Annotated in this window: 17 protein-coding genes and 1 pseudogene; 9 read left to right on the top strand and 9 right to left on the bottom strand. The window is 41.3% G+C overall.

Annotation, left to right across the window (positions count from 1 at the left end; all coding sequences use genetic code 11):
* Window positions 1–7 precede the first annotated feature (7 nt).
* The gene (gene yyaC / locus E2R51_RS14725) at window positions 8–604 is read right to left on the bottom strand and encodes a spore protease YyaC (RefSeq protein ID WP_240733096.1); all 597 of its coding nucleotides are present in this window, start codon (window positions 602–604) and stop codon (window positions 8–10) included.
* 207 nt (window positions 605–811) lie between these two features.
* On the opposite strand from yyaC, the gene E2R51_RS14720 reads away from it, so the two are divergent.
* The gene (locus E2R51_RS14720) at window positions 812–1,195 is read left to right on the top strand and encodes a glyoxalase superfamily protein (RefSeq protein ID WP_133377855.1); all 384 of its coding nucleotides are present in this window, start codon (window positions 812–814) and stop codon (window positions 1,193–1,195) included.
* Between the two features lie 141 nt (window positions 1,196–1,336).
* On the opposite strand, the gene E2R51_RS14715 is transcribed toward E2R51_RS14720, so the two are convergent.
* Both E2R51_RS14715 and E2R51_RS14710 read right to left on the bottom strand, forming a co-directional pair.
* On the bottom strand, window positions 1,337–1,753 hold the full coding sequence (locus tag E2R51_RS14715) for a universal stress protein (RefSeq protein ID WP_133377854.1): 417 nt from the start codon (window positions 1,751–1,753) through the stop codon (window positions 1,337–1,339).
* 20 nt (window positions 1,754–1,773) lie between these two features.
* Window positions 1,774–3,234, bottom strand: a complete 1,461-nt coding sequence (locus tag E2R51_RS14710) for a SulP family inorganic anion transporter (RefSeq protein WP_133377853.1) — start codon at window positions 3,232–3,234, stop codon at window positions 1,774–1,776.
* Between the two features lie 566 nt (window positions 3,235–3,800).
* On the opposite strand from E2R51_RS14710, the gene E2R51_RS14705 reads away from it, so the two are divergent.
* From E2R51_RS14705 to E2R51_RS19875, 3 genes are all read left to right on the top strand, one after another.
* Entirely contained in the window at window positions 3,801–3,983 is a 183-nt protein-coding gene (locus tag E2R51_RS14705; RefSeq protein ID WP_133377852.1) for a helix-turn-helix domain-containing protein, read from the top strand.
* Window positions 3,984–4,191: 208 nt separating this feature from the next.
* Window positions 4,192–4,986, top strand: a complete 795-nt coding sequence (blaOXA, locus tag E2R51_RS14700; protein WP_240733108.1) for a class D beta-lactamase — start codon at window positions 4,192–4,194, stop codon at window positions 4,984–4,986.
* A 261-nt stretch (window positions 4,987–5,247) separates the two neighbouring features.
* A complete protein-coding gene (locus E2R51_RS19875) occupies window positions 5,248–5,403 on the top strand; it encodes a hypothetical protein (protein WP_165967237.1) in 156 nt (51 codons plus the stop codon).
* Between the two features lie 513 nt (window positions 5,404–5,916).
* Here the strand turns inward: E2R51_RS19875 and E2R51_RS14695 are convergent.
* Window positions 5,917–6,810, bottom strand: coding sequence for a fructose bisphosphate aldolase (locus E2R51_RS14695; protein WP_133377850.1), 894 nt, complete (start codon window positions 6,808–6,810; stop codon window positions 5,917–5,919).
* Window positions 6,811–7,258: 448 nt separating this feature from the next.
* Between E2R51_RS14695 and E2R51_RS14690 the strand changes: the two genes are divergently transcribed.
* Together E2R51_RS14690 and E2R51_RS14685 are read left to right on the top strand one after the other, a co-directional pair.
* Window positions 7,259–7,444 carry a hypothetical protein gene (locus E2R51_RS14690; protein WP_133377849.1) on the top strand — a complete coding sequence of 62 codons (186 nt, stop codon included), beginning with the start codon at window positions 7,259–7,261 and terminating at the stop codon, window positions 7,442–7,444.
* Window positions 7,445–7,647: 203 nt separating this feature from the next.
* Window positions 7,648–8,301 (top strand): C40 family peptidase, encoded by a 654-nt coding sequence (locus tag E2R51_RS14685; protein WP_133377848.1) that lies wholly within the window; start codon window positions 7,648–7,650, stop codon window positions 8,299–8,301.
* Between the two features lie 96 nt (window positions 8,302–8,397).
* Here E2R51_RS14685 and E2R51_RS14680 read toward each other — a convergent pair whose 3' ends face one another.
* The 5 genes and pseudogenes from E2R51_RS14680 to nagE all read right to left on the bottom strand — a co-directional run.
* Window positions 8,398–9,123: a sugar isomerase domain-containing protein gene (locus E2R51_RS14680; RefSeq protein WP_133377847.1), complete on the bottom strand. Its 726-nt coding sequence runs from the start codon at window positions 9,121–9,123 to the stop codon at window positions 8,398–8,400.
* A 19-nt stretch (window positions 9,124–9,142) separates the two neighbouring features.
* Complete coding sequence (locus E2R51_RS14675) at window positions 9,143–9,874, bottom strand: GntR family transcriptional regulator (protein WP_306462126.1); 732 nt, start codon at window positions 9,872–9,874, stop codon at window positions 9,143–9,145.
* Complete coding sequence (nagB, locus tag E2R51_RS14670; RefSeq protein ID WP_133377846.1) at window positions 9,871–10,611, bottom strand: glucosamine-6-phosphate deaminase; 741 nt, start codon at window positions 10,609–10,611, stop codon at window positions 9,871–9,873. Before nagB ends, E2R51_RS14675 begins: the two co-directional genes overlap by 4 nt.
* Window positions 10,608–11,780 (bottom strand): N-acetylglucosamine-6-phosphate deacetylase, encoded by a 1,173-nt coding sequence (gene nagA / locus E2R51_RS14665; protein WP_133377845.1) that lies wholly within the window; start codon window positions 11,778–11,780, stop codon window positions 10,608–10,610. Before nagA ends, nagB begins: the two co-directional genes overlap by 4 nt.
* A 72-nt stretch (window positions 11,781–11,852) precedes the next feature.
* Window positions 11,853–13,250: pseudogene (nagE, locus tag E2R51_RS14660) on the bottom strand (N-acetylglucosamine-specific PTS transporter subunit IIBC); the annotation flags it as partial.
* A gap of 205 nt (window positions 13,251–13,455) precedes the next feature.
* Between nagE and E2R51_RS14655 the strand changes: the two are divergent.
* The 3 genes from E2R51_RS14655 (at window position 13,456) to safA (ending at window position 15,965) form a co-directional block, all read left to right on the top strand.
* Complete coding sequence (locus E2R51_RS14655) at window positions 13,456–13,740, top strand: YhdT family protein (RefSeq protein ID WP_133377843.1); 285 nt, start codon at window positions 13,456–13,458, stop codon at window positions 13,738–13,740.
* Entirely contained in the window at window positions 13,737–15,182 is a 1,446-nt protein-coding gene (gene panF, locus E2R51_RS14650) for a sodium/pantothenate symporter (RefSeq protein ID WP_133377842.1), read from the top strand. The genes E2R51_RS14655 and panF overlap by 4 nt, the downstream gene beginning before the upstream one ends.
* A 156-nt stretch (window positions 15,183–15,338) precedes the next feature.
* A complete protein-coding gene (gene safA / locus E2R51_RS14645) occupies window positions 15,339–15,965 on the top strand; it encodes a SafA/ExsA family spore coat assembly protein (protein ID WP_133377841.1) in 627 nt (208 codons plus the stop codon).
* Window positions 15,966–16,005: the final 40 nt, after the last annotated feature.

Below are 16,005 nucleotides of genomic sequence, written 5' to 3'. Positions count from 1 at the left end.
GAAGATCTTAAAAAAGCTCTTTTTCCGAGATTATTTTTGTGATTATCTTTGACAACGAATACACAGTCAGCAAACGTGTGTCATTTAAAAATTGAGCTGAAGGCAAAGGGTCTAAATAGTTTACAACACCTAAGATATGATAGTCACCAATTGGTAATAACGTTTTCTTAAGTGCGGATCCCGGTTGAATAGGTCCTTTATTAAGAATAACTGAACCAACTACGTCCTTCTCAGCTAAACTTGCATCAATACAAATGATGAGGGGATTAAAAAATGTCTTTTTTATCTTTTTATAAACACTTTTTAGGTTAAATGAATGAACGGGTTCTTCCAATGTGCCATAGATATTAAGAGTGGGGTCTATGCTTCTTAAAAAAGTACCGGTGAGCGGACCAAGAGAATCTCCGACTGACCGATCAGATCCAATACAGATAAAAACACATTGTCTTTTCTCCATCATAGCTTTCTCCATTACAATAGAAAGTGCTTTTTGAAGTGTACTAAGCTGTCCAGAGTAATATGTGGAATTTGGATCGACCATTCCTATTAACTCAATGTTCGATTCATTTTTTTCAGCTTTATGATAATTAAACAGTTCTTTCATTTTACCACTCCTCTTCTTTCATTTTACCACTCCTTATTTTATTTTGACGTCCTCATTAAAAAAGCAATCAACTGTTATACAATATATGCAATGGTTTTAGTCCAAGTTATTTAGTTTTTTTGAAAACTAATAAGATAGTTAATGGTTTATAATAGTTTTGAAGAGAATCGCAGCATTTAAAATACATAGAAGAAAGGTGGCACCACCATGAGCACATCCGGCATCATAATGAAGAGTCCCACTCCCATTTTACGAATTTTTGATGAGGAGAAGGCGAAGGAGTTTTATGTAGCATTTTTGGATTTTAAGGTGGATTGGGAGCACCGTTTTGAGGAAGGTCTGCCATTATACATGCAAGTGTCAAATGGAGATTGTATCATCCATCTATCAGAAAATCACGGAGACTGCTGCCCTGGTGCGGCACTCAGGATTGAGGTAGAAAACATTGAGCTTCTCCATTCAAACCTTATCTCAAAGAACTACAAATTTGCCCGTCCCGGCATCGAAGAAACCCCTTGGAACACGAGGGAAGTGCGGATTGGAGACCCATTTGGCAATCGGATTGTGTTTTTTGAGAGTACTTTAAACTAGCACAACAGCTTACATCAATAAATGGGCGCCCTGCCAAAAATAATAGTCTCTTAACCTAGCTTGTTAAAAGTAAATCGTATTTAAAAGAGCAGCGCCAGGAAGTTAGCCTCCAAGCGCTGCTCTGATTATGTTTACTCACTATCATTTAACGACCATAACAGGGGCATCAATATGTTTTATCAGCTTGTGACTCACACTGCCTAAAAGCATAGTTTGCAGTTTGTTTCGGCCGCGGCTTCCGACTAACACTAAATCATAGCTGCCATTGTTTGCGTAATCGATCAGGGTTTCAGAAGCGGAACCATGAAGAATTTTAATGTCTGTTTGAAGTCCGGCTTCACGTGCAATCTCAGCCTGCTGCTCCATCATCTTCTGACGCTTGAAGCTTGCTGTATCTGAATCACCGTAATGCAGCACGTCAGCTTTTGATGTGTCACCATCCACCACATAGACAAGATCGATCGTGACACTTTCCTGTGAAGAACCAATTTGGATCGCTTTTTTAAGCGCTCTGGTTGAATGGTCTGAACCATCTGAAGCAACCATGATTTTTTTCATTTTGAAACCTCCATTCCTTTTTAATGGCCAGAACTTTTTGAAATGCCGCCAATTTTATTCATTAATTTTGTGCTCTCAATGTTCAAGCCTTTAACAATCACTTTGGTCCCGTTTTGTTCGAATTTCATTTCTATTTTATCGATGGCACCGGCAGCGGAATCATCCCAAAGATGAGCAGCGGTAAAGTCCAGCTCCACTTCATCAATGTTTTCCTGGAAGTCGAACTCAGCAAGAAAATCCGTAATCGAAGCAAAGAAAATCTGTCCTCTAATATAGTAAATGCGCTTGTCTCCGCTATTCACTAACAAAGACATTACTTTCACTTTTGAGATTTTAGCGGCGAAGAACAAGGCGCTGAGAACGACTCCAGCTAAAACGCCTTTAGATAAATCATGTGTGTAAACAACCACGGAAACGGTAGCGACCATAACGGCCACATCGGTTTTGGGAACGATATGCATCGTTTTAATGGATGACCAGTCAAAGGTGCTGATCGATACCATAATCATGACACCGGCTAATGCAGCCATTGGAATTTGTACGACCACATTACCCAAAAGAACAATTAATACCATTAAAAAGACACCGGCAACTAAAGTGGATAGTCTTCCTCGACCGCCTGATTTAACATTAATAACGGATTGTCCAATCATGGCACAACCAGCCATTCCACCGAAAAATCCGGCAGTAATATTGGCGATACCCTGCCCGCGTGACTCCATGTTTTTATCACTTTCCGTATCCGTTGCATCATCAACAATCGATGCTGTAAGAAGCGACTCTAAAAGTCCAACAACCGTCAATGCAATCGCGTACGGGAAAATAATTTGCAATGTTTCAAAATTCAAAGGAATATCCGGGATTAAAAACATCGGAAGAGTTTGAGTTAAAGCACCCATATCTCCAACGGTTCGCACGTCAATATTCATAAAGATGGCAACTGCTGTAATTGCAACGATTGCAACAAGTGTTGATGGAACAACTTTTGTCACAAGCGGCAATAAATAAATAATGGCTAACGTAGCTGCAACCAGTACGTACATAATCCAAGTTTCACCAACAAAATGCTGTAATTGAGAAGTGAATATTAAAATTGCTAATGCATTAACGAATCCGATCATAACGGATCGCGGTATGAACTTCATGTATTTAGCAAGCTTAAAAACACCAGCCAGGATCTGAAGAATTCCTGTTAAAATCGTAGCTGCAAACAGGTACTGCAAGCCATGATCTGCTACAAGAGTAACCATTAATAAGGCCATAGCACCTGTAGCTGCTGAGATCATCCCCGGTCTGCCCCCTACGAATGAAATCACGACTGCAATACAAAATGACGCATAAAGACCGACCATCGGGTCAACGCCGGCAATAATTGAGAATGCAATGGCTTCTGGTATCAGTGCTAAAGCAACCACTATGCCTGCAAGAACATCACCTCGAACATTCCCAAACCATTGTTCTTTTGTAAAAACACCTTTCATTTTCTTCCCTCTTTCTATTAATAAATTGCATCCGTATGCGATACATGCGCTAAATATAACGACATCATTTAAGAACGATGATAAGTATAACATGGTATAACTATTTAAAACTAGGGGTATTTAAGCATAATTAAGAGTAAATAAGAATTAATAAACAATATCACTTATTTGGCGGGTAATAGCGAAAATAAAAAAAATCCATGATATTTTCATGGATTCGAATGGATATATTTATCATGATAGGTTCCTGTAAACAATTTTTAGCCTAAGGTAGCCTTATCCCGAAGATTCTGATAGCACATGATCATATTAATTGAATTTTTGTCAGGTTTTTTTACATACTGTGTTAATACAATCCCTATTATTATAAATAGATATAATTGGGTATAATTTATTATAAATAAACGTAAAAAGAATGGTTTGCCGAACATGTTCTGTGAACCATTTCGTTATCAGCAATAAAGTAAAATAATTAACTTGAAGTGACCGACAGCTTGTATAACCATTGTGAACACGCTTCTATCTATAGTATGATAAAAAGAACCAACTTGCTTGGAGGAAAAGAAATGAAACATGAAATCATGACCATTACACAGGTCTCAGAATACTTGCAGCTAAGTGAAATGACGACGTATAAACTGGTGCAGACAGGCAAAATACCAGGTTTTAAAATCGGACGTCACTGGAGAGTAAGACGTGATGATTTAGATGAATTAATTGAACGGTTAAAAAATGGTGAACGAATCTAATGCGTTGCTGATCATATGACATGATCAGCAGCGTTTTTGTTTTGTTATTGATATCAGTGTAAATATTAAATTAAACTTGTTCCATTAACTATATGGTAAAATGTAGAAAACACCATAGATTTCCACAATATGAAATTTCCAATCACCCACCTGTCCCCTTTTAGTATTAAAAGTGAAAAATTAAAAAAGGAGGTACAAAATGAAAGTAATGAAGGTTGTTGGCGTTTTATTCCTTATTGTCATGCTGAGTTTCATAGGAACGATCACGGTGACGAAAGCACACCAGGAACAGGGAAAAGAAATGAACATTGAAAAGCTGTTCAATGGCAAACAGGGCACAATGGTTCTTAAAAATCTAAAAAAAGATAAAGTATATCTCTACAACAAGGAAAGAAGCTCGCAAAGGTTCACTCCTGAATCTACCTTCAAAGTAGCAAATGCATTAATTGGGCTTCAAACATCAGCTGTAAGGGATGAGTATGAAGTCAAGCGATGGGATGGGGTAGTAAGAGAATTTGACAGCTGGAACCGTGATCACTCACTTGCTTCTGCCATGAGGGAGTCTGCCATTTGGTTTTATCAGGATATGGCAAGAGACATTGGGGAAACAAGGATGCAAGAAAACATTGAAAAGCTGACATACGGTAATCAGGATATATCAGGCGGAATTGATTCTTTTTGGCTGGACAGCAGCCTGGCCATTTCAGCATTTGAGCAAACAAATTTTATTGAGAAATTAGTCGAGGAAAAACTTCCGTTTGAAGAACAGCATCAAAAAACGGTAAAACGGATGATGATACAGGACGAACAGGATGACTACACCCTGCACGGAAAGACAGGAACCAGGTTATCCGACTTCGGATTGGGCTGGTATGTCGGTTTTGTTGAAACCAAAAAAGAAACCTGGGTTTTTGCAGTGAATATAGACGGTTCAGGAACAGAAGCAAAAAATGCAGCACTCGAAGCATTGAAACAAATGGAAGTTATCAAAACAGAGAAATAAACTTTAGATCAAAAAAGATCTCCTGCTCATTTTATAGGATGGGCGGGAGGTCTTTTTGCTTTGCTCCTAGAGGAATATTTTGCTCTCATCAAACTTTAATGTGTTTCTAACTAATTTGCCCATTTTTTAGAGTTGGGTAAGTGGGGGCAGAACGATAAAACAGGAAAGATGATCGATATCCCGCTAAAGTTGATAGATAAAAGAGCAAAGATATACGATAAATCGAGCGAGAGGAGGAGAAAGTAAGATAAAACTGAGAAAGTGATCGATATTGCGCGGGAGATGTATGATAAAAGTGAAAAAGTGATCGATAAGTTCGAAAAGATGATCGATAAAATCGAAAACTGTGTAGCTATGGAGAACGATAAACCAGTAAAGATGATCGATAAAACCACAGGCCGTGTCGATATGCCCTAGCTTATCTGCAAAATCGACCCCTATTCATCAGACGAGACTGCCTTTCAAAGAAAGCAGTCTCATTCGTGTTCGCCATACTCTAATTAGCTTTTCTTTTCCGATAAAGCGTTTCTCTGAAATTTAACACCACAAAAAGTTCGTTTGAGTTTTTCTTTTTGTCATTTGATTTTTTCTTCATTTCACCATCACCTTTTTCCTATAGTGTGTACTGGGAGAAGTAAATTATCCATTGTGGATTCGTTTTTTTGCCGTCGGAAATAATCGAGAATCCTTTATTCAATTTTGAATATAGCAACAGCAATTTGGCATGCTAAAAACCATAAGAAATTTTAAAATGCAGTCCCGTATTAAGGTTAAATAAACGGTAAAAAGCGCTTGGAAAGAAATCCAAACGCTTTTTGAATCATTTATAGTTAAAGCATCAAATTTTAAAGCATTTTTGAGGTTATTAAATAGTATTAATCAAATAAAACCAGATGTTCTGGGAGGAACATCTGGTTTCAATTAAGCATCTTAACTGTTTTTATTTACAGAAGCATCATAAATCGACTCTACAGCATTTTTCAGCGCTTCATCAAACTCTTCACCTGAATGATTGGCTCTAAGGTCTGATGCTAACGCGCGGGAGAAACTGCCGATTAAGCCGTCGTTTTCTTTCAGTTTCTTATTCGCTTCGTCGCGTGAATAGCCGCCTGAAAGAGCAACAACACGCACAACGCGAGGGTGTTCGATCAATTCTTTGTAGGCATTTTTCTTTGTTGGTATAGTTAGCTTCAGCATGATGTTTTCATTTTCAGACAGGTTATTCAGCTGTTTCATGATCTCATCACACATAATTTCTTCACATTTTTCTTTGTTTTCACTGTGAATATTGACTTCCGGTTCAATGATCGGAACAAGATCGGCCGCAATGATTCGTTTGGCTATTTCAAATTGCTGTTCGACAACTTCTTTGATTCCGGCTGGATTTGGTTCGTTTATGACAGAACGCATTTTCGTGCCAAATATATTCCGTTCATTGGCGCGGCGCAATGTCTCATCCAAATCGTCAATGGATTTCATCAGCTGGACGCCATTCTTTTCCTCAGCCAATCCTTTATCAACCTTTAAAAAGGGAACAATGCCTTTATCGGCAAGATAATCTGCTGTATATTTGCCCTCAATTTCGCGGTCCATGGTTTGTTCAAATAAAATAGTTCCAAGAATATGGCTGGCATCAAAGGCAGGGGAGGTAATGATTCGGGTGCGCATTTGATGAACCTGGTCAAACATTTCATCGTCACCAGAATAAGCATCTTCCAGCACGCCGTAGGCTGCTAACGCCTTGGGTGTACTTCCGCCGCTTTGATCGAGTGCCGCAATAAACCCTTTACTATTTTTCATTTTATCAAATTGACTTTTGTTCATGTTTTCCACTCCTTTTTTTAGTGTGAAAAATATATCCACTTACTCTCTTCCCTGTTTTACAGCCCGCTTAACACAAATATGGCAAATAATGCTGTTTTCTTTTTTATATTAGCTTTGTTAAAGTCGATTGTTGATATTTGCACACTGTTGATTGGAGCTGTAGGTGTGAGACTCCTGCGGGATGCAGTGGGAAAGGTGAGACCTCTGAACATCATCGCTGTGAAGATGGCTCACCCCGCCCCGCGGAAAGCGAGCGCCTTCGTGCTGCAATCAACAGCCACGTTTAACAAGGAATTTATTTTAAAACTGTTTGTAAACTCGGCTAGTACTGATATTTACAAAATCATTACAATCGTTGTGCTATTTTAAGGCTATTTACAATATCTATATTAAATTAATTGAATTATCTGATATAATAGATTTAGTTCAGTTAGAGGAGGATTCTGATATGATGGATATTCGAAGCAACCCGCAAACAAGGCAGCCAGATCAAACTACTGAAAATATGTCCTCATTTGATCTGCTGAAGAAAAAACATGAAAAAGAAATGAATGACTTGTACCTTAGGCTTCAGGAACTATTGGAAGAGTTTAAGATGTGCCATTATTTTAAGGATGATAGGGAAGTTCGATAGATTAAAAGAAGAAGCCTGGCTTGGATGCCAGGCTATTTTTATGGATTAAAATGTAGATATTAAGGAAAATTTAGGGTGAAGTGTAATAAAAAAACTTGGAAAGATGTAGTATTTTGTAACAAAAGTGAAATATTCCTGATATTCTCCTGTAACCTCTTCCGATTATACTGAGTTTACTATAAAGCACTCGGGGGTAAACTACTTTGTTAAAAAGAATACTAGCATTATTGTTGATTTTTACTCTAGTAACCACTGTCGCACCGTCATTTGATAAAGCTTCTGCCGCTGGAACCAGCTACTATGTAAATATAGATTCGGGACACTTGAATTTACGAAAAGCTGCTTCTACATCGTCAGCGATTATTGGGAAGTTAGTAAGAAATCAAACCGTTACTGTTTACTCTCAATCAAATGGATGGGCAAAAGTAAAAGCTAGTGGAAAATCAGGTTTTGTTAGTACAAAATACATAACAAAGAAAAAGGCTGCCACAAGCACGAATTATAAATCAAAAGCAATATCTGTCGCAAAGAGTAATTTGGGCGTGAAATATCTTTGGGGGGGAACCACGACCAAAGGGTTTGACTGCTCAGGCCTTGTGAAGTATTCATTTGGAAAAGCAGGGAAGACTTTGCCGCGTACGGCTGGTGAAATGTACACCAAAGGTACACGTGTTACTTCTTTGAAAGCAGGAGACCTTATGTTTTATGCGACTTCAGGCGGAAAAAAAGTGACCCATGTTGCTATTTATATCGGCAATGGTCAAATGATTCACTCCGCTTCAAATAAAGGAGTTTCGATCGCAAGCATCAATAACTCCTACTGGAAACAAAGATATATCGGCGCAAAACGTTTATAATTTAGAAGAGCTGCTGAAAAGCCATTCTTACAGACCGATGAAAAAAGCCCCGTTTCAACAATTGTTGAAACGGGGCTTTTTTGTTTTGACCGATGCTTAAAACTGAATCCGGTCACTGTAGCGCTGAACCAGTTTCTCATTGTGCTCCTGGCTGTCATCGTCATTTCCGCTCTTAAAAACAGGGGGTTCGATCCCCTGTTTTTCCGTAAGCCGGATGACCTGTGTCAGTACCGCATTGAGCAAAGCAATGCCCAGAATGGAAGAAGAGGACCCATAAAGTTGATGTGAATTGGTTGTTAAAATCCCATCGCCGACTGGTGAATGGTTGTTCAGGCTGTCATCAACCACCTCTTCCAGCCTCAAACCGCTATGGTGCCTGGAGGGATGTGAGTCGGCCGTATAATTGCGGGATAGAATTCCTACTGTATAAATACCGGAAGTGCTGGCAGCCCGAGCAACCTCAATCGGCGCAGGGTTGCGGCCTGAGTTTGAGATCACAATCAATGTGTCATATTTTCCGAATGTAAGGTTTTTGACAATCTCTTTGCTGACGTCTGTGTCTTTCTCATTGACAGATGCCTGCACTGCACCGTTATGCAGCATAATTGGTTCACTGTTAATGGGCATAACCGGAACAAGTCCGCCGGCGCGATAGAAGGGTTCCTGCGCAATCAGGTTTGAGTGGCCACAGCCGAACAGTTGAACAATTCCTCCTTTGGCCAGTCGATCCGTCATTACAGCTGCAATTCGTTCAATCGCCATTTTTTCTGTACTGTAAGCTTCCTGCAATAGTTCCTGAATACGGGCCAGATAGTCACTCATGTCCTCACTCTTTCTCACGTTAGCGCTTATTTTCACTTTGGAATTTATATCGGTCTGCACGGTACGTACTGCGTACGAGTTCAAACGGAATGCCGGTTGTAAGATAACTCAGCCGTTCGATTTGAAGGACGGCTGAGGGCTCTCGTATGAGCAGAAGAGCTGCTTCATCTTTTTTTGCAATTGCAGCTTCGATTGTCTGCCTGGCATGACTAATTGTCAGCTGCTTTTTTTCTTGAATATAAGCATAAAAAGATTGTTTTACCGCTTCTTGATTCAAATCAGAAAAAAGTGTTACAGGGATGTAAGTCGTTTCAATTGCCATCGGCCTGCTGTCCGCATGCCGGATTCTTTTCATGACAACAACCTGATCTGTTTCATGTAGCTGAAGCTTAACTGTTACTTCAGATGGAGGAGCAGCAGTATAAAACTCAAGCATTTCACTTCCTGGCGTCATCCCACGGGCCTTCATATCTTCTGTAAAACTCGTTAATCCCTGTAAGGGCTGTTCAATTTTCTCCTCTGAAACAAACGTGCCTTTGCCAATGGCTCTGTATAGCAGCCCTTCGTTTACCAGATTGGTAATGGCCTGACGGACCGTCATTCGGCTTACTTCATACGTCTCAGTGAGCTCTCTTTCAGAGGGGATGGGACTGCCTGCTTGAAACATTCCCTTTTGAATTTTTTTCTTTAGGTTTTGGGCGATCTGCGCATACATCGGTAGTGGTGATTGTTTATCAAGCAAGGTGTTCACTTACTTTCATCTGAAATTAAATGATACGCCTGCCGGTCAATCACAAGCGTAACATCCGGATGCTGATGCAGGGCAGAGGCTGGGAAGTGCTCATCAATGGCTCCATCCATTAATTTCTTAACAGCCCATGCTTTATTTTCACCCGAGGCAAGCAGGAGAATCCGTTTGCTTTTTAAAATGGATTGAACACCCATTGTGATGGCATGTGTCGGCACTTCTTCCTGTGAGTTGAAAAACCGGGCATTTGCCTTGCGCGTTGAAGGGTCCAGCTGAATCACCTGAGTAGTTCCGCTGAAGTCGCTGCCAGGCTCATTAAATCCTATGTGACCATTTTCCCCAATTCCTAGAATTTGAATATCTGCTGGTCCAATCTCCGTGATCAGCTGTTCGTATCTGCTGCATTCTTCTTCGAGGGATTGGGCCGTGCCGTCTGGAATATGGGTTTGAGCAGCAGGCAGATTGATATGGCTGAACAAATGCTTTTTCATAAAAAAATGATAGCTTTGCGGATGCGTGGGCTCAAGGCCAACATACTCATCAAGGTTAAGTGTTTGGACATCTTTGTAGGAGATCTCCCGGTTATGACAGCCTTCAATGAGTGACTGATAAAGACCAAGAGGGGTGCTGCCGGTAGCAAGACCAAGAACCGTTTTGTGATTCGAACGAATTTGTGCCTCAATAATGGCAGCAGCCTGCTCGCTCATTGATGTATAATCATCATTTACTAATAGATTCATCGGTTATCCTCCTTCTGAAAGGCGATATGACCGCGGCAGATTGTCAATTGTACAGATTGGTTTTGATCAAGGATAACCAGGTCAGCATCTTTATTTTCCTCAATGCTTCCTTTTCTGTCATAGATGCCAAGCTGTCTGGCGGCATTGGCGGACGTCATGGCGATCAGTTCAGAATGGGAACATCCCGTAATCATTTGCATATTTTTTACGGCATCCTCCATCGTTAAAATACTGCCTGCAAGTGTACCATCCGCTAAACGTGCGTCATCCGAGGTAACCGATACCTGCTGTCCACCCAGGTCGTATGTGCCTGCAGGCAAGCCTTTTGCCCGCATGGCGTCGGTTATCAGGATGATCTTTTCAGCACCTTTTTGTCGGTAGGCCATTTTCACAGCCTGTTTGTGGCTGTGAATAAAATCCGCAATGATTTCCACTGACAATGCATCTTCCAGCAAAGCAGCTCCAACAACTCCGGGCTCCCGATGATGAAAGGGGCGCATCTGATTATAAAGATGAGTCACATGGCGAACACCATGTTGAATCGCTTCGTTAACCTGATCATAACTTGCATCTGAATGGCCGATTGAAACAACGATATTTCGTTTAGCGAGCTCCTTAATGCATTCAAATCCATTCATTGTCTCTGGAGCTAAGGTGATCAGTCGGATTGACTGGCGGCTTTGCCTTTGCCATGCATCAAATTGATCAATAGAGGGAGGGATGATATGTTCAACTGGCTGAGCACCTGCCCGTTCAGGTGAAATGAATGGTCCCTCTAGATGCACACCGAGCAGTTCAGCTTCTCCTGCGGCTCCATCGAATGCACCTGCTTGTTGCAGGGCGGATGAGATGGCCTCTTTATGCTGTGTCATCGTTGTTGCAAGAAAACTGGTGGTTCCTTCTTTTGGCAGTGCTGCTGCGATGCCATGCAGGGCCTCTGGTGTTGCATCCATTGCATCATGGCCGGCTGCGCCATGTATATGCAAATCAATAAACCCCGGAAGAAGCGACCAGTCCCGTCCCGCAGCATCAATGATTTTCTCAGCCTTCTCTGTTAATGCCGGCGCAACTTTTTTAATTTTCCCCTTTTCGATGAATACATCTCCTCTAAAGGAAGTGCCGATCCCTGTATGAATGAGGATCTGTTTGATCATCATTGACTGTGTCATCGTTATCCCCCTCCATTATTATTTCTTATCTTTTTCATCAGTTGATATGTCTGAATGGGTGTTATTTTCCTCAGGCAATGGATTGCCATTTTGCATACGGTTCTTCATGGCGTCTCCCAGGAATTCTACGGTGGTTCCTATAATTACCTGAATAGACGTCCGGCTGATCTTCATAATCCCTTTAGCTCCCTGGCGCTTAAGTGCTTTTTCATCAGCGAGACTTGAATCTTTCACTTGAAGGCGGAGGCGGGTGGCACAATAATCAACGGATGTGATGTTATCGATTCCGCCAAGAGCTTCAATCGTGTGGTAGGCACGGTGATCAACATCGTCGGAAACTGTTCCTTGTGAGGCAGCGTCCTCCTCTGTATCATCCTCGCGGCCCGGTGTCTTAAGGTCAAGCTTGATAATTAAGAAATAAAAGATAAAGAAATAGATGACGGCCATCCCTAAACCAACAACCAGCAGGAGAAGAGGATTTTTGGCTAACCCAAAATTCAGCAGATAGTCAATGGCTCCAGCTGAAAATCCAAAACCGTGGTGTATATCCAAAAAGTACGTAATTACCATGGAAACTCCGGTTAGTAAGGCATGGATTACATATAGCAATGGTGAAAGAAACATAAATGAAAATTCAATTGGTTCTGTGATTCCGGTAAGAAATGCAGTCAAGGCAATGCTTAAAAGCATTCCTCCGACTACGGCTTTGTTTTCTTTTTTGGCGGCCATAAACATCGCAAGACAAGCGGCAGGAAGTCCGAACATCATAACCGGGAAAAACCCTGACAGAAATGGTCCTGCAGTTTCATCCCCTTGCAGAAAACGGTTGATTTCTCCTCTGACAACCTCTCCAGTATCAGTTGTAAAAGTTCCGAAATCAAACCACACAATGGTGTTGATGACATGGTGCAGCCCCACTGGAATAAGCAGACGGTTGAAAAATCCGTACGCACCAACGCCAAGAGCCCCGGCATTCAGCATCCATTCTCCAGTCGCATCAATTACTGCCTGAATCGGCGGCCATACAAAGCCGAATAAGGCAGCCAGCAAAACCATGGCAGCAGCCGTCACAATAGGCACAAATCGTTTTCCTCCAAAGAAGGCGAGCCAGTCTGGCAGTTTAATATTATAAAAGCGGTTATACAGCAATCCGGCGACGACCCCTGATATGATCCCTGCAAATACCCCCATATCAATTGATTCATCGATGGTGACAATGGCTTCTGTTAATACCAGATAGCCAACTGCGCCGGCCAGAGCTGCCCCGCCGCTGCCGTCATGAGCAAATCCCATCGCAATCCCGATGGCGAATATCAAAGCTAAGTTATTTAAAATACCAGCCCCGGCTGCAGCCATGAATGGAATATCAAAAAAGTCCTCCTGGCCAAGCCTTAGCAACAGAGCAGCGGCAGGGAGAGTAGCAATTGGAAACATCAATGATTTACCTATTTTCTGTAAAAAAGATAACATAACTCCACCTCAAATTCGTTTATTTTGAACACGGTTACTTTACCATATTGAAGGTATAGTTGTCTATACCAATTTAGATGTCAGATTGGTGTAATATGGTTAGGAAAAGGAGAAGATGCAGAAGGTTCGGTTTGAGGTGTAGAATGGAGTATAGTTGGAATTTCATTTGAAAAAGCGTTTACTACAACGCTAGTAAAGGAGTGGATTGAAGTTGAGACAGGAAAAAGAAGATCCCAGATTTAAAATCGCCAATCGGGAAGCATTAATTGGGGTTGGACTGGTACTTTTCAATTTTATTTGGTGGTTTGGCTTTGCCTATGGCATGGGTTCAAAATCACCCGAAGAGTATACCTACGTTTTGGGACTGCCAGCATGGTTTTTTTATAGCTGTGTGCTTGGATTGATCGTGATGTCTGTGCTTGTTTTTATCATCGTTAAGTTCTTTTTTGTGGATGTTTCTTTTGAGGAGGAAGGAGAGGAAAGCTCTTGAACTGGGCAGTAATCATTCCGCTGGTCGTGTTTTTAATAATTATTTTTTTCATAGGATTCTGGTCCAGCAAGTTTATCCGTTCATCATCGGACTCTTTTCTTTCTGAATATTTTCTTGGCGGCAGGGAATTAGGCGGATTTATTCTTGCGATGACGATGATCGCAACGTATGGCAGTGCCAGCAGTTTTATTGGCGGTCCGGGTATTGCCTATACTCAGGGGTTTGGATGGGTGCTTCTTTCCATGTCCCAGGTGGCGACCGGATATTTTGTCTTAATGATTTTGGGGAAAAAATTTGCGATTATGTCCCGCAGATACAATGCCATTACCTTAATCGATTTTCTTAAGGAGCGGTATAAAAGCAAGTGGGTCGTGTTATTCTCTGCTTTCAGTATTATTATCTTTTTGTTTTCCGCTATGGCGGCGCAATGGATTGGCGGCGCCAGATTAATTGAATCGCTAACTGGCATCTCTTATTTAGGAGCATTATTTATCTTCGCGGTTTCGGTTCTTATTTATGTCGTTATCGGAGGGTTTCGTGCTGTGGCGCTGACTGATGCCGTCCAGGGTGTTGTGATGTTTGCCGGTACATTGATTTTATTGATTGCTGTCATCATTGCAGGGGGAGGAGTATCTAATATTGTAGATGGTCTTCAAACGGAAAATCCTAACTTAATTACCCCATATGGATTTGATGGAAATCTTACTGCTACATATGTATCGTCATTTTGGATTCTTGTCGGCGTCGGGGTTGTTGGCCTGCCTCAGGTAACAGTCCGTGCCATGTCTTACAAAAACTCTAAAGCGATGCACCGTGCTTTGGTTGTTGGAACCATTTTTGTTGGCTTCATTATGCTGAATATGCATTTGATCGGTGTTTTTGCCCGTCCCATTCTTCCGGGTATTGAGGTTGGGGACAAAGTAATGCCGCTGATCGCATTGGAGGTTCTGCCCGCCTGGCTTGCGGGGATCGTGCTGGCCGCTCCTATGGCTGCCATCATGTCAACGGTGGATTCCTTGCTGCTATTAGTCAGCTCTTCTGTCGTGAAGGATGTTTATTTAAATTATATTGAACCAAATGCTTCTTATACGAAAGTGAAAAAGATGAGTTTCGGTGTGACAGCAATTCTTGGAATATTAGTCTTTTTATTAGCGCTTGACCCTCCCAATCTATTAATCTGGCTGAATTTATTTGCATTTGGCGGGCTGGAGGCTGCTTTTATCTGGCCGGTAGTATTGGGACTTTATTGGAGCAGGGGAAACAAGCATGGCGCGCTTGCCTCAATGCTGACAGGTATTATATCTTATACTCTGTTACATAATTTTTACCCTTCAGCATTTGGCATGCATACTGTGGTATTGCCAATCATCCTGTCGTTCGTTGCATTTATCTTAGTCAGTTTGATGACAGAGGATGCAAGAACAGCTGCAAATGATTACTAATTGCTGTGATTATGTTTAGGTGAGTAAGTGCATGGGGGTGGGTTACCTGTCAGCAGGAGGTAAAAGTAAGGACTTTTATAAACTATACATTTAATAACCTTCTAAACCATCAATTACCGCTATACTTACTTAAAAAAATTAAATATTATAATATGTATGAAATATTTTAGAAGATTTACCTCAATATTATTGTTGTCTGTTGCTCTAGTTTATGGATTAGGTCAAAGTAATGCAGAAGCTTCCACTGCTCATACGGTTTCCCCGGGAGATACGATGTGGAAGGTCGCTGTTCAATACCAGGTTGGAGTCCCTGAGATTATTCAGGCGAATCCGCAAATATCGAATCCGAATCTGCTGTATCCAGGTCAGCGTCTGGTTATTCCAAGTGCAGGAAGCTTTATTTCGATAGAGGAAGAAGTGGTTCGTCTTGTCAATCAGGAACGTGCCGAGAATGGCTTGCAGCCGCTGAAAAGCAATTGGGAGCTGTCGCGTGTCGCAAGGTTTAAATCAGAAGATATGCGTGATGCAAACTTTTTCAGTCATACTTCACCTACATATGGCAGTCCGCATCAAATGATCCGCGATTTTGGTGTTACATACAATTCATCGGGTGAAAATATTGCAGCCGGGCAAACATCCGCTCAAGCGGTCGTTGATGCCTGGATGAACAGTACAGGACACCGTCAAAATATCCTGTCATCAAGCTACACACATATGGGTGTTGGCTACGCAAAAGGAGGATCGTACGGTCACTATTGGACACAAATGTTTATTAGCCAATAAAATGACATAAAGAATGCTTTTCATGATCAATCATGAAAAG

Origin of the sequence: Jeotgalibacillus sp. S-D1 (genome assembly GCF_004358665.1) — a bacterium.
Classification (GTDB): Bacteria; Bacillota; Bacilli; order Bacillales; family Jeotgalibacillaceae; genus Jeotgalibacillus.
This window is presented reverse-complemented; position numbering and strand designations above follow the sequence as displayed.